Consider the following 12,652-nt stretch of genomic DNA (forward strand, 5'->3'; position numbering starts at 1 on the left):
CGGCCATGTAACGGTTTGTGACACCGCAACGGCGAGAAAGTTTAGCCCAATCCCTTATTTTCAGTAAGGGAATGGCGTTTCGGGGCATTTGAGGCCGCTATAATGGTCCGATTATCTCCTGCCTGACCTGCTGAAGAACACCATGGATATCAAGGATTACATGCAGAACCTGGGCCGCCGTGCCCGGGCAGCCTCACGCCAGATGGCCAAGGCCGACACCAATGCCAAGAATCGGGCCCTGCTGGCCATCGCCGCCGCCATCCGCCGCGACGAAGCCAAGCTCCTGGCCGCCAACGGCGAAGACCTGGCCGCCGCCCGGGCCGCCGGCCTGGAGCCGGCCATGGTGGATCGCCTGACCCTTTCCCCCAAGACCGTCGCCACCATGGCCGAGGGCCTGGAACAGATCGCCTCCCTGCCGGACCCCATCGGTGAAATGACCGACCTGCGCTTCCGCCCCTCCGGCATCCAGGTGGGCCACATGCGGGTGCCCCTGGGCGTCATCGGCATCATTTACGAAGCCCGCCCCAACGTGACGGTGGATGCGGCCGGCCTGTGCATCAAGTCCGGCAACGCCTCCATCCTGCGCGGCGGTTCCGAGGCCATCCGCTGCAACCAGGCCCTGGCGACTCTGGTGAAGGAAGGGTTGCAGTCCGCCGGTCTGCCGGCTGACGCGGTGCAGGTGGTGGAAACCACCGACCGGGCCGCCGTGGGCGAGCTCATCACCATGCGCGAATTCGTGGACGTCATCGTGCCCCGCGGCGGCAAGGGCCTCATCGCCCGCCTGCTGGCCGAATCCCGGGTGCCCATGATCCAGCACCTGGACGGCAACTGCCACGTATACCTGGACGACAGCGCCGATGCGGCCAAGGCCATGGCAGTGGTGGAAAACTCCAAGACCCAGCGCTACGGCACCTGCAACACCGCCGAATCCCTGCTGGTGGCACGCTCCGTCGCCGCCACCCTGCTGCCGCCCATCGCCGCCATGCTCACCGCCAAGGGCGTGGAAATCCGCGGTTGTGCCGAAACCCGGGCCCTGGTGCCCAACGCCAAGGAGGCCACCGAGGCCGACTGGGGCGAGGAGTACCTGGCGCCCATCATCGCCGTGAAGGTGGTGGCCGGGCTGGACGAGGCCATCGAGCACATCAACAAGTACTCCTCCAGCCACACCGAGGCCATCGTCACCGAGAACCACACCCACGCCATGCGCTTCCTGCGGGAAGTGGATTCGGCCTCGGTCATGGTGAACGCCTCCACCCGCTTCGCCGACGGCTTCGAGTACGGCCTCGGCGCCGAGATCGGCATTTCCACGGACAAGATCCACGCCCGGGGCCCGGTGGGCCTGGAAGGCCTGACCAGCCAGAAATGGGTGGTCCTGGGCAATGGCCAGGTGCGCGGCTGAAAGCCGGCCGCACCGCTCCCTGATCCGTCCAAGTTTCACCGCAACACCGCAGCACCCATAAAAGAATTGCCCCGGCGACGTGCGGACGGCGCCGGGGCTTCAATAAAGTCCGCAAAAACCAAAGGAGACAGACAGTATGAAGATCAAGCATTTCATGGCGGCCCTCGCCATCCTCAGCCTCACGGCCGGCAGCGCCCAGGCCATGGAAGTGGCCGGGGTCAAGTTCGAGGAACGGCTCAAGCTGGAGCAGCAGGACCTCAGCCTCAACGGCGCCGGCCTGCGGTCCAAGGTGTTTTTCAAGGTCTACGCCGTGGGCCTCTACCTGCCGGCCAAGGCCGCCGAGGTGGACGGCGTGCTGGCGGCCAAGGGCGCCAAGCGCCTGGCCATCGTGCCCCTCATGGAGCTCTCCGCCCAGCAGTTCGTGGACGCCCTTTCCGGTGGCATCGCCAAGAACAGCAGCGAGGCCGAGGCCGCCGCCCTGAAGGAACGGGTGCAGACCTTCGAAGGCAACCTGCTGGCCCTGGGCAAGGCAACCAAGGGCACTCCCATCACCCTGGACTGGATTCCCGAACAGGGCACCCGCCTCACCGTGGCCGGCCAGCCCCAGGGCAAGGTCATCCCGGGGGAGGATTTCTACCAGGCCCTGCTGCGCATCTGGCTGGGTAACAAGCCGGCCCAGGGCGATCTCAAGGATGCCCTGCTCGGCAAGGCACAGTAAGCATTTCCACAGGGGGGCGGCTGCAAGCCGCCCCCTTTCTCGTTGTACAGGCAGCCATGACCAAGAATGCCGTCCCTGCTGACTTCCAGGCCATCACCAGTGGCCCGTTCTTTTCCCTGGGCATCCGCTGCAACAGGGACGAACTGACCGAAATCCTCTACCTGCCCGGCCGCCTGCAGCAGGCAGCCGGCACGCCCCTGGCCGCCGAGGCGGTGCGCCAGATCCAGGCCTACCTGGCCGACCCGGCCTTCGTTTTCAGCCTGCCCCTGCAACCCTCCGGCACCCGCTTCCAGCGCCGGGTGTGGGATGCCATCGCCGCCATTCCCCGGGGACAGACGCAGAGCTACGGCGAGGTGGCCAAGCTGCTGCACAGCGGCCCCCGGGCCGTGGGCGGCGCCTGCGGCGCCAATCCCTTCCCCCTGGCGGTGCCCTGCCACCGGGTCGTCGCCGCTGCCGGCCTGGGCGGTTTCGGCCGCAACGGCGGCGACTTCCTGCTGGACATCAAGCGCTGGCTGCTGCAACACGAGGGCTGCCTGCCGGCGTAAACTCCGTGCCCATGACGGATGCCGCCCCGCCGACCCTGGCCTTTTCCACCCAGAGCGAGATCGACGCCTTCTGCGACGCCCTGTGGCTGGAAGACGGCCTCTCCCCCAATTCCCTCGCCGCCTACCGCAGCGACCTGCAACGCTACGCCCTGTGGTTGCAGCAGCAGGGCCGCCCGCCCCTGGCCCAGGCCGGCGCCGCCGATCTGGCGGCCTTCCTGGCCGATGTGGCGGCCCGCATGAAATCCAGCTCCCAGGCCCGCTACCTTTCCTCCCTGCGCCGTTTCTACCGGCGCCTGCTGGCCCAGAACCGCATCAGCGCCGACCCCACCCTGCAGACCGCCATGCCGGTCAAGTCCTCGCGCCTGCCCAAGGTGATGAGCGAAGCCCAGGTGGAAGCCCTGCTGGCGGCACCGGAAATCGAAACGCCCCTGGGCCAGCGGGACCGGGCCATGCTGGAGACTCTCTACGCCACCGGCCTGCGGGTCTCGGAACTGGTCAATCTCAAGCTGCATGAAGTGAGCTTCGACATGGGCGTGGCCCGGGTCTTCGGCAAGGGTTCCAAGGAACGCCTGGTGCCCCTCGGCGAGGTGGCCCTGGACTGGCTCAAGAGCTACCTGAACGATGGCCGCAACGCCTTGCTGGACAACCGTCTCAGCGACTTCCTCTTCGTCACCGCCCGGGGCACGGCCATGACCCGGCAGATGTTCTGGACCCTGGTGAAGAAGTACGCCCTGGTGGCCGGCATGGACCCGGCCCGCCTCTCGCCCCACGTGCTGCGCCACGCCTTCGCCACCCACCTGCTCAACCACGGCGCCGACCTGCGGGTGGTGCAGCTGCTGCTTGGCCACGCCGACATTTCCACCACCCAGATCTACACCCACGTGGCGCGGGAACGGCTGAAGGACCTGCACGCCGTGCACCACCCCCGGGGCTAGGCACGGCGCCGGTCGGCGGGCGTAGAATGAAACCATCCGCAACAAGACACCCTCGAGGTGCACCATGAGCCGCAATCACGATCTCGACCCCGGCCACGCGCCGGAAACCCCCGCCACCCGCTTCCTGCGCCAGCACCGCATCGCCCACTCCAACCATCTCTACGAATACGAGGAGCACGGCGGCACCAAGGTGTCGGCCCGGGAACTGAATGTGGACGAGCACGCCGTGATCAAGACCCTGATCATGGAAGACGAGCACGCCAAGCCCCTGATCGTGCTGATGCACGGCGACTGCAAGGTATCCACCAAGGAACTGGCGCGGCAGGTGGGCTGCAAGAAGGTGGAACCGTGCAAGCCGGAAGTGGCCAACCGCCACACCGGCTTCCTGGTGGGCGGCACCAGCCCCTTCGGTACCAAGAAGGCCATGCCAATCTACATGGAGAAGAGCATCCTGGACCTGCCCCTGATCTATCTCAACGGCGGCCGTCGCGGCTACCTGGTGGGGGTCCATCCCCACGACGTGGTCAAGGTGCTGCAGCCCAAGATGGTCGAGGCCGCCCTCAAGGATTGAGCCCCAGCAGCCGGGTCAGGTACTGCGCTCGATGATGACGCCGACCCGGCGCACCCCGGGCATCATGCCCAGCTTGGCCACGGAAACGCGAACCCAGGCGCAGCGGAATTCTTCCAGCACCAGGGTGGAAACGTGTTCGGCCAGCTTTTCCAGCAGGCCGAACTGGGTGCTGCCCAGGTCCTCCCGCAGACGCTCCACCACCTTGGCGTAGTCGATGGTGTCCCGGATGTCGTCGCTAGCGCCGGCGCTGGCGGTGGAGGAAACGCCCATCTGCAGGGACATTTCGACGGTCTGGGACACGGCCTGCTCCCGGGGGTAGATGCCGATGCGGGTCTGGACCCGGAAGTCGTCGATGAAAATGATGTCCATGGGGTTTTTCAGCCGCCAGCGGGGCTTGCAGGTAAAATGCAGGCCCGCATTGTACCTCTATCGTCACTTCACCACCCATCGCCCATGACTGCCGCCCAATCCCTGCCCCTGGCCCTGCTGGCCGCCTATCTGCTGGGCTCCGTGCCCTTCGCCGTCATCGTCAGCCGCGGCTTCGGCCTGAAGGATCCCCGCTCCTACGGCTCCGGCAACCCGGGAGCCACCAACGTCCTGCGCAGCGGCAACAAGCTGGCCGCCCTGCTGACTCTCCTCGGCGACGGCGCCAAGGGCGCCGTGGCGGTGCTCCTGGCCCATCACTTCCTTGCCGGCCAGGCCCTGGAACCGGCCATGGAACGCATCTTCCTCGGCGGCGTGGCCCTGGCCGTGTTCTTCGGCCACCTCTTCCCCGTCTTCCTCAAGTTCAAGGGCGGCAAGGGCGTCGCCACCGCCGCCGGCGTCCTGCTGGCCCTGGACCCGCTGCTGGGCCTGTCGGTGCTGGGCGTCTGGCTTGTGGTCGCCGCCCTCTCCCGCTATTCCTCCCTGGCCGCCCTCTGCGCTGCCGCCGCCTCGCCCCTGCTGGCCGGCATGATGTGGGGCTTCAACCTGCTGGTGGCGGCCGTGGCCGTCATGGCCATGGCCCTGGTGGGCAAGCACTGGGTCAATATCCAGCGCCTCCTGGCCGGACAGGAATCAAAAATCGGCAGCAAGAAGAAGTAATGAAAAAGGCACCGCAAGGTGCCTTTTTTTCGGGTGCGGCCTACAGGGTCAGCTCGGAGAGGGGCCAGCGGGGCCGGATGGCGATGGGCCCCGCCGCCTTGGCCTGGGCGCCCGCCGCCAGGCGCAGGGCGCCGGCCAGGGCGATCATGGCGCCGTTGTCGGTGCAGAACTCCAGTTCCGGGTAATAGACCTGGATGCGCGCCTTCACCGCCTTGGCATTAAGACGCTGGCGCAGCTCCCGGTTGGCGCCGACGCCGCCGGCCACCACCAGCTGCTGCATGCCGGTCTTCTTCACCGCCGCCAGGGCCTTGGCCACCAGCACATCCACGATGGCATCCTGAATGCCGCGGCAGACGTCGGCCCGGGCCTGCTCGTCCAGTTCCTTGCCCCGCACATAGGTCAGCACCGCTGTCTTCAGGCCGGAAAAGGAGAAATCCAGGTCGCCCGAATGCAGCATGGGCCGGGGGAAGACCACGGCGCCGGGCTTGCCGCCATCGGCCAGGCGGGCCAGGGCGGGCCCGCCCGGGTAGCCCAGGCCGAGCAGCTTGGCCGTCTTGTCGAAGGCCTCGCCGGCCGCATCGTCCAGGGTTTCCCCCAGCAGTTCGTACTGGCCGACGCCACTCACCCGCATGATCTGGGTATGGCCGCCGGAAACCAGCAGGGCGACGAAGGGGAAGCGGGGCGGACTGGCGGAGAGCAGGGGCGACAGCAGATGCCCTTCCAGGTGGTGCAGGGGCACGGTGGGCTTGCCCAGGGCCGTGGCCAGACCTTCGGCGAAGGCCGCCCCGACCAGCAGGGCGCCAGCCAGGCCGGGCCCCTGGGTGTAGGCGATGGCATCCACCTGCTCCAGGGTGCGGCCGCAGTCGGCCAGGGCCTGGCGCAGCAGGGGCACGGTGCGCCGGATGTGGTCCCGGGAGGCCAGTTCCGGCACCACGCCGCCGTACTCCCGGTGCATGGCAATTTGGGAATGGAGGGCGTGGCCAAGGAGCGTACCGGTACCGTCGGAGCCCATTTCATAGAGGGCAACCCCGGTTTCGTCGCAGGAGGATTCGATGCCGAGAACAAGCATGGGCGCCATTCTAACCCATGCCGACGAGAAAATTCTTGTAAACCCCTTGGTAAACCGTTGACGTTTCGTTAGAATTGCCGGCTTTCTCTCACCGTTGTTTGGGACTGAATTCAATGCCTGCTATTCGCGTCAAGGAAAACGAGCCCTTCGAAGTGGCCATCCGCCGCTTCAAGCGCACTGTCGAAAAAACCGGTCTGCTGACCGAACTCCGTGCCCGTGAGTTCTACGAAAAGCCCACCGCCGAGCGCAAGCGCAAGCTGGCCGCCGCGGTCAAGCGTCACCACAAGCGGATCCGCAGCCAGACCCTGCCCCCCAAGATGTTCTAAGCCTCCCAGGCTTTCCTGACGCTGCAAGAGCCGTCCATCAACAGGTGGGCGGCTTTTGGTGTTTATAGGCTGCTGAAAAACAAAAGGACTCCCATGACGCTCAAGGAACGCATTTCCGAGGACATGAAGGCCGCCATGAAGGCCAAGGAAACGGCCCGCCTCGCCGCCATCCGCCTGCTGCTGGCCGCCATCAAGCAGAAGGAAGTGGACGAGCAGGTCACCCTGGACGATGCCGCCATCGCCGCCGTCATCGACAAGATGCTCAAGCAGCGCAAGGACTCCATCACCCAGTATGAAGCCGCCGGTCGCCAAGACCTGGTGGACGCCGAGAAGGCCGAGGTGGAAGTGCTTTCCGCCTACAAGCCCGCCGGCCTGTCCGAAGCCGAAGTCGCCGCCGCCGTGGCCAAGGCCGTGGCCGACAGCGGCGCTGCCGGCGCCGCCGACATGGGCAAGGTGATGGCCATCCTCAAGCCCCTGCTGGCCGGCAAGGCCGATATGGCCGAGGTCTCCAAGCTGGTCAAGGCCCGGCTCTCCGCCTGAAATCTCCCGGGCCGGCTGTCGCCGGCCCCGTTTGGCGCCCGTGATCCCCCAATCCTTCCTCCAGGAACTGCTGCACCGGGTCGACATCGTCGACCTCATTGACGGCTACGTACCGCTGAAAAAGGCGGGGGCCAACTACGCCGCCTGCTGTCCCTTCCACAACGAAAAGTCGCCTTCGTTCACCGTCAGCCCGACCAAGCAGTTCTATCACTGCTTCGGCTGCGGCGCCCACGGCACGGCCATCCGCTTCCTCATGGAGTATTCGGGCCTGGGCTTCATCGATGCGGTGAAGGAACTGGCCGGGCGCATGGGCATGGTGGTGCCGGAGGAGGCCGGGCGGGTCCGGCACGAAGGCCCCCGTACCGCCGAGCTGACCGAGGTCATGGGCAAGGCCGCCCAATACTATTTCGAGCAGCTCAAGCATTCGGACAAGGCCAAGGAGTACCTGAAGCGGCGCGGCCTCACCGGCGAGATCGCCCTCAAGTTCCGCATCGGCTACGCCCCGGAGGGGAAATACGGCCTGAAAGGCGCCTTTCCCAACTACGACGCACCGGAACTGGAAAAGGCCGGCCTAGTAAAACAGACAGAAGACGGCCGCCGCTACGACCGTTTCCGCGACCGGGTGATGTTTCCCATCATCAACCAGAAGAACGAGGTCATCGCCTTTGGCGGCCGGGTCATCGACCAGGGCGAGCCCAAGTACCTGAACTCTCCCGAGACCCCCCTCTTCGAGAAGGGCCGGGAACTGTTCGGCCTGCCCCAGGCCCGCCAGGCCCTGCGGGAGAAGAATACGGTGATCGTGGTGGAAGGCTACATGGACGTGGTGGCCCTGGCCCAGCATGGTGTCGGCAACGCGGTCGCCACCCTGGGCACCGCCACCACCGCCACCCACGTGCAGAAGCTGCTGCGCCAGGTGGACCGCATCGTCTATTGCTTCGACGGCGATGCCGCCGGGCGCAAAGCCGCCTGGCGCGGCCTGGAGAACAGCCTGGAATCCCTGGCCGACAACAAGAGCATCGGCTTTGTTTTCCTCCCCCCCGAGCACGACCCGGACAGCTATGTGCGGGAACTGGGCAAGGAAGCCTTCGAGCGCATGATCGACCAGGCCATGCCCCTCTCCGACTTCCTGCTGAAGGAGCTGGCCAGCCATTGCGACCTGACTACCTCGGAAGGCAAGTCCAAGCTGGTTTACGAAGCCAAGCCCCTGATCCAGCGCCTGGCCACTCCCCTGCTGCGCCTGCAGCTGGTGAAGCGCCTGGCCGAGGCCAGCAGCTTTTCCCAGCAGGAAGTGGAGCGCCTGTGCGACCTCAAGCCCGTCGCCCGGGCGGCACCGGCACGGGCGCCGCGGCAGGCCCTCTCCCTGCCCCGCACCTTGCTGCGCCTGGTGCTGCACCGGCCGGACTTCGCCGCACGCCTGCCCCTGCACTGGCTGCCCGCCGACAGCACCGAAACCCGGGCCCTGCGGCGCCTGTGCGAACAGATCAAGCGGGATGCGGACCTGCCCAGCAGCGCCATGTTGTTGGAACGTTTGCGCGGCGGCGATGACGAAGCCATCCTGCAGAGCGCCGCCGCCAGCCTGTTGCAGAGCCCCCAGAGCGAAGAGGAAAGCGAACAGGAATTCGCCGGCGCCCTGGCCCGGCTGGAAATGAACTGGGTCGAGCAGGAATTCCGCCGCTTGCAGCACAAGGCTGCCGGCGGCGGACTCGACAGTGAAGAAAAGCGGGAATTTGTACATTTGCTGCAGGAGCGGGAACGCCTGCGCAAGGCCGGCATTCTGGCCGGGAGCGGTGACTAGAACCCTGGTTCGAGACCAGGGGGAAATGAGCCAAGTTGTGGTAGAATAAGCGGTTTTTCCAGGATTATCGGGACACGGTCATGGCAAAGGAAAAGGCAAAAGAAGTCGCCAAGGAAATTCTCAAGGCTAAATCATCCAAGGCCAAGGAGAAGGCGCTGCTGGAATCCGCCGGGGCAACCCAGGCCGCGACTCCGGTGGACGTGGAGACGCGTAAGACGCGCCTCAAGACACTGATCAAACTCGGCAAGGAACGGGGTTTCCTGACCTATGCCGAAATCAATGACCACCTGCCGGACGACGTCGTAGACGCCGAGCAGATCGAGTCCATCATCACCACCTTCAATGACATGGGCATCCAGGTCTTCGACGAGGCTCCGGCCGCCGAAGATCTGCTCATGTCCGACAACGCCCCGGCTGTCGCCGACGACGAGGAAGTGGAAGAAGAGGCGGAAGCCGCCCTGTCTACCGTGGACTCCGAATTCGGCCGCACCACGGACCCGGTGCGCATGTACATGCGCGAAATGGGTACCGTGGAACTCCTGACCCGGGAAGGCGAAATCGAAATCGCCAAGCGCATCGAAGACGGTCTCAAGCACATGATCCAGGCCATTTCCGCCTGCCCCACCACCATTGCCGAAATTCTGGCCATGGCGGAAAAGGTGGAAAAGGAAGAGATGCGCATCGATGAAGTCATCGACGGCCTGATCGATCCCAATGCAGCCGAGGAGGAACTGGCCGCCGAGGAAGCCGTGGTTGAAGGCGACGACGAGGTCGAGGACGGCGACGACGAGGAAGAAGGCGGTGAAGGCGCCGCTGTTTCCGCCTCCCTGCTGCAGCTCAAGACCGATGCCCTGGAGCGTTTCGCCACCATCAAGACCCTCTACGGCAAGGCCCACAAGGCCCTGGTGTCCAAGGGCTCCCAGGACAAGACCTACCTCAAGCTGCAACAGCAGATTTCCGCCGAGCTGATGAACATCCGCTTCACCTCCAAGGTGATCGAGCGCTTGTGCGACAGCGTGCGCAGCATGGTGGACTCCGTGCGCGAGCGGGAACGCAAGATCCAGGAGCTGTGCGTGCGCAAGGTCGGCATGCCCCGCCCCCACTTCATCAAGTCCTTCCCGGGCAATGAAATCAACCTGGAATGGGTCGAGAAGGAAATTGCCGTGGCCAAGGGCTACGGCCCCATCCTCACCCGCACCGCTCCTAACATCCAGGAAGAACAGCGCAAGCTGCTGGCTCTGCAGGACCACATCGGCATCCCGCTGAAGGACCTGAAGGACATCAACAAGCAGATGTCCACCGGTGAAGCCAAGGCCCGCCGCGCCAAGCGCGAGATGACCGAGGCCAACCTGCGCCTGGTGATTTCCATCGCCAAGAAGTACACCAACCGGGGCCTGCAGTTCCTCGACCTGATCCAGGAAGGCAACATCGGCCTGATGAAGGCAGTGGACAAGTTCGAATACCGCCGCGGCTACAAGTTCTCCACCTATGCCACCTGGTGGATCCGTCAGGCCATCACCCGTTCCATCGCCGACCAGGCCCGCACCATCCGCATTCCGGTGCACATGATCGAGACCATCAACAAGATGAACCGGATTTCCCGCCAGATCCTGCAGGAAACCGGTGCCGAGCCCGATCCCGCCACCCTCGCGATCAAGATGGAAATGCCCGAGGAGAAGATCCGCAAGATCCTGAAGATCTCCAAGGAACCCATCTCCATGGAAACGCCCATCGGTGACGATGACGACTCCCACCTGGGCGACTTCATCGAAGACACCGCCACCACTGCCCCGGTGGATGCGGCGCTCTACTCCGGCCTGCGGGAAGTGACCAAGGAAATTCTGGACACCCTGACCCCCCGGGAAGCCAAGGTGCTGCGCATGCGCTTCGGCATCGAGATGAATACGGACCACACCCTGGAAGAAGTCGGCAAGCAGTTCGACGTCACCCGGGAACGTATCCGCCAGATTGAAGCCAAGGCCCTGCGCAAGCTGCGCCATCCCTCGCGTTCCGACAAGCTGCGCAGCTTCCTGGACAACAACGGCAGCTGAGCCACGACAAGCATCACGGGCCTGTAGCTCAGTTGGTCAGAGCAGAGGACTCATAATCCTTTGGTCCAGGGTTCAAGTCCCTGCGGGCCCACCAATCCACTCCCCAAAGGGCTGCCGACCGGCAGCCCTTTTTTTGTCCCTACCGCCCTGCCCTCCAGGATAAACCCATGTCATAATATTGCTCCAATCGGCCAACACTCCTGAATCGAGCAGGAAGGCGCAATACAAATGGCAACGCTTGAACTGAGTTTCCAAAACTCCAACACCCTGGATGCGGGACTGAATACCGCAGACAGCATGTCCGTTTCTTTCTCGGACACTCTGAACCAGATCGACTCCAATTTTCAGGAGTTCGATTACGGCACCCCTTATGTCTGGAGCGCCAGCAACACCAGGATCGATGGCTCGATCAGCACTGGCGGGAATTTCGTCATTACCGGCAGCAATCTGCTCGGTTCGGTGGCGACCATCAATTACCTGTCCTACATGGACAACTACCCCGCTGCCACCCTCCAGTTGTTCGGTTCGGTAACTAGCACAGACAGTTGGACCAACGGGACACTGACCAAGATCACCTACAGCACCAGCAACCTCTCCTTCGAATTGATCGGCACCATCCCAATCAATTCCTATGGCACCGCCAACAGCTTTACCGCCAGCAAGATCAGTTATACCTACACCAGCGGCGGGCATACGGTCACAGAGACCTTCGAAGGCAGTCTTACCTTCAACAACGACTCCATTTCGGGCACCGTCAAATCGGCCTTCTTCTCCATTGACGGTCAATACGTCAAGCTTTCCGGCTTGAACCTTAGCTTTTCCTTTTTCGATACAAATATCTCAGCCGACTACCTCTTCAATACCGTCTTGGCGGGCAACGACACCATCACGGGAACGGTAGCCAACCAATTCTTGTACGGCTATGCCGGTAACGACTCACTAATTTCAGGCGGAGTGGCAACGACTATGAGCGGTGGAACTGGTAACGATACCTATACGGTGGACGACGTTAGCGATGTGGTAACGGAAGCGGAAAACGAAGGAATCGATACCGTCCTCTCCTCAATCAGCTACACGCTGGGCGCCAATGTGGAAAACCTGACCCTGACAGGGACGGCCCATCTGGCAGGCACTGGCAACGAACTAAAAAACACCATTATCGGCAACAGCGGCAACAACGCCATCGATGGCGGTGGCGACATTGATATTCTCAAGGGCGGCAAGGGCAACGACACCTATACTGTGGATATCGTCCAAAGCGGCAGCGGCGACACGGCAACCGCAATCATGCAGGACACCGTCACCGAACTGCTCGGAGAAGGAACCGACACCATCGTCCTCCGCGGTACGATTTCCGGCCTGACCAACGCGACCACCCTGCTCGTCGGCGCCAATATCGAGAACCTGGACGCCAGTGCCACCGGCTCCACCAAGCTGAACATTACGGGCAATGCCCTCAACAACACCCTCACCGGCAACGATGGCAACAATGTCCTCAACGGTGGCGCCGGGGCCGACACCCTGATCGGTGGTCTCGGCGACGACACCTACGTCATCGACAATGCCGCCGATGCCATCACCGAGCTCTCCGGCGAAGGCACCGACACCGTCCAGGTCGCC

12 protein-coding genes, 1 tRNA gene and 1 pseudogene are annotated in these 12,652 nt (G+C 64.1%); 12 read left to right on the forward strand and 2 right to left on the reverse strand.

The genetic code is table 11. The features are described 5' to 3' along the window. Positions 1 to 142 precede the first annotated feature (142 nt). The 5 genes from OEL49_RS16225 (at position 143) to ybaK (ending at position 4,168) form a co-directional block, all read left to right on the forward strand. The gene (locus OEL49_RS16225) at positions 143 to 1,399 is read left to right on the forward strand and encodes a glutamate-5-semialdehyde dehydrogenase (RefSeq protein WP_014236321.1); all 1,257 of its coding nucleotides are present in this window, start codon (positions 143 to 145) and stop codon (positions 1,397 to 1,399) included. A gap of 136 nt (positions 1,400 to 1,535) precedes the next feature. After that, a complete protein-coding gene (locus OEL49_RS16230; protein WP_014236320.1) occupies positions 1,536 to 2,117 on the forward strand; it encodes a chalcone isomerase family protein in 582 nt (193 codons plus the stop codon). Between the two features lie 56 nt (positions 2,118 to 2,173). Continuing rightward, positions 2,174 to 2,662, forward strand: a complete 489-nt coding sequence (locus tag OEL49_RS16235) for a methylated-DNA--[protein]-cysteine S-methyltransferase (protein WP_287875659.1) — start codon at positions 2,174 to 2,176, stop codon at positions 2,660 to 2,662. An 11-nt stretch (positions 2,663 to 2,673) separates the two neighbouring features. Continuing rightward, the gene (xerD, locus tag OEL49_RS16240) at positions 2,674 to 3,597 is read left to right on the forward strand and encodes a site-specific tyrosine recombinase XerD (protein WP_205230157.1); all 924 of its coding nucleotides are present in this window, start codon (positions 2,674 to 2,676) and stop codon (positions 3,595 to 3,597) included. A gap of 64 nt (positions 3,598 to 3,661) precedes the next feature. Beyond that, complete coding sequence (gene ybaK / locus OEL49_RS16245; RefSeq protein WP_014236317.1) at positions 3,662 to 4,168, forward strand: Cys-tRNA(Pro) deacylase; 507 nt, start codon at positions 3,662 to 3,664, stop codon at positions 4,166 to 4,168. 15 nt (positions 4,169 to 4,183) lie between these two features. Here the strand turns inward: ybaK and OEL49_RS16250 are convergent, their stop codons facing one another. Further along, positions 4,184 to 4,537, reverse strand: a complete 354-nt coding sequence (locus OEL49_RS16250) for a dihydroneopterin aldolase (RefSeq protein ID WP_014236316.1) — start codon at positions 4,535 to 4,537, stop codon at positions 4,184 to 4,186. An 84-nt stretch (positions 4,538 to 4,621) separates the two neighbouring features. Between OEL49_RS16250 and plsY the strand changes: the two genes are divergently transcribed. Next, a complete protein-coding gene (gene plsY / locus OEL49_RS16255) occupies positions 4,622 to 5,251 on the forward strand; it encodes a glycerol-3-phosphate 1-O-acyltransferase PlsY (protein ID WP_014236315.1) in 630 nt (209 codons plus the stop codon). A 40-nt stretch (positions 5,252 to 5,291) separates the two neighbouring features. On the opposite strand, the gene tsaD is transcribed toward plsY, so the two are convergent. Next, on the reverse strand, positions 5,292 to 6,320 hold the full coding sequence (tsaD, locus tag OEL49_RS16260; protein WP_014236314.1) for a tRNA (adenosine(37)-N6)-threonylcarbamoyltransferase complex transferase subunit TsaD: 1,029 nt from the start codon (positions 6,318 to 6,320) through the stop codon (positions 5,292 to 5,294). A gap of 113 nt (positions 6,321 to 6,433) precedes the next feature. Between tsaD and rpsU the strand changes: the two genes are divergently transcribed. The 6 genes and pseudogenes from rpsU to OEL49_RS16290 all read left to right on the forward strand — a co-directional run. Beyond that, entirely contained in the window at positions 6,434 to 6,646 is a 213-nt protein-coding gene (rpsU, locus tag OEL49_RS16265; protein WP_014236313.1) for a 30S ribosomal protein S21, read from the forward strand. 93 nt (positions 6,647 to 6,739) lie between these two features. Next, complete coding sequence (locus OEL49_RS16270) at positions 6,740 to 7,186, forward strand: GatB/YqeY domain-containing protein (RefSeq protein ID WP_014236312.1); 447 nt, start codon at positions 6,740 to 6,742, stop codon at positions 7,184 to 7,186. A 40-nt stretch (positions 7,187 to 7,226) separates the two neighbouring features. After that, positions 7,227 to 8,981: a DNA primase gene (gene dnaG / locus OEL49_RS16275; protein WP_287875662.1), complete on the forward strand. Its 1,755-nt coding sequence runs from the start codon at positions 7,227 to 7,229 to the stop codon at positions 8,979 to 8,981. Between the two features lie 80 nt (positions 8,982 to 9,061). Continuing rightward, positions 9,062 to 11,032, forward strand: a complete 1,971-nt coding sequence (gene rpoD, locus OEL49_RS16280) for an RNA polymerase sigma factor RpoD (protein WP_014236310.1) — start codon at positions 9,062 to 9,064, stop codon at positions 11,030 to 11,032. Between the two features lie 17 nt (positions 11,033 to 11,049). Further along, a tRNA-Ile gene (locus OEL49_RS16285) sits at positions 11,050 to 11,126 on the forward strand. Positions 11,127 to 11,260: 134 nt separating this feature from the next. Beyond that, positions 11,261 to 12,652: pseudogene (locus OEL49_RS16290) on the forward strand (hypothetical protein); the annotation flags it as partial.

The sequence above is a fragment of the Azospira sp. genome (assembly GCF_030247495.1).
Lineage (GTDB): Bacteria > Pseudomonadota > Gammaproteobacteria > Burkholderiales > Rhodocyclaceae > Azospira > Azospira oryzae.

Coding starts and splice junctions, on each gene's coding strand:
- OEL49_RS16225 (WP_014236321.1), top strand. CDS start 143: ATGGATATCAAGGATTACATGCAGAACCTGGGCCGCCGTGCCCGGGCA.
- OEL49_RS16230 (WP_014236320.1), top strand. CDS start 1,536: ATGAAGATCAAGCATTTCATGGCGGCCCTCGCCATCCTCAGCCTCACG.
- OEL49_RS16235 (WP_287875659.1), top strand. CDS start 2,174: ATGACCAAGAATGCCGTCCCTGCTGACTTCCAGGCCATCACCAGTGGC.
- xerD (WP_205230157.1), top strand. CDS start 2,674: ATGACGGATGCCGCCCCGCCGACCCTGGCCTTTTCCACCCAGAGCGAG.
- ybaK (WP_014236317.1), top strand. CDS start 3,662: ATGAGCCGCAATCACGATCTCGACCCCGGCCACGCGCCGGAAACCCCC.
- OEL49_RS16250 (WP_014236316.1), bottom strand. CDS start 4,537: ATGGACATCATTTTCATCGACGACTTCCGGGTCCAGACCCGCATCGGC.
- plsY (WP_014236315.1), top strand. CDS start 4,622: ATGACTGCCGCCCAATCCCTGCCCCTGGCCCTGCTGGCCGCCTATCTG.
- tsaD (WP_014236314.1), bottom strand. CDS start 6,320: ATGCTTGTTCTCGGCATCGAATCCTCCTGCGACGAAACCGGGGTTGCC.
- rpsU (WP_014236313.1), top strand. CDS start 6,434: ATGCCTGCTATTCGCGTCAAGGAAAACGAGCCCTTCGAAGTGGCCATC.
- OEL49_RS16270 (WP_014236312.1), top strand. CDS start 6,740: ATGACGCTCAAGGAACGCATTTCCGAGGACATGAAGGCCGCCATGAAG.
- rpoD (WP_014236310.1), top strand. CDS start 9,062: ATGGCAAAGGAAAAGGCAAAAGAAGTCGCCAAGGAAATTCTCAAGGCT.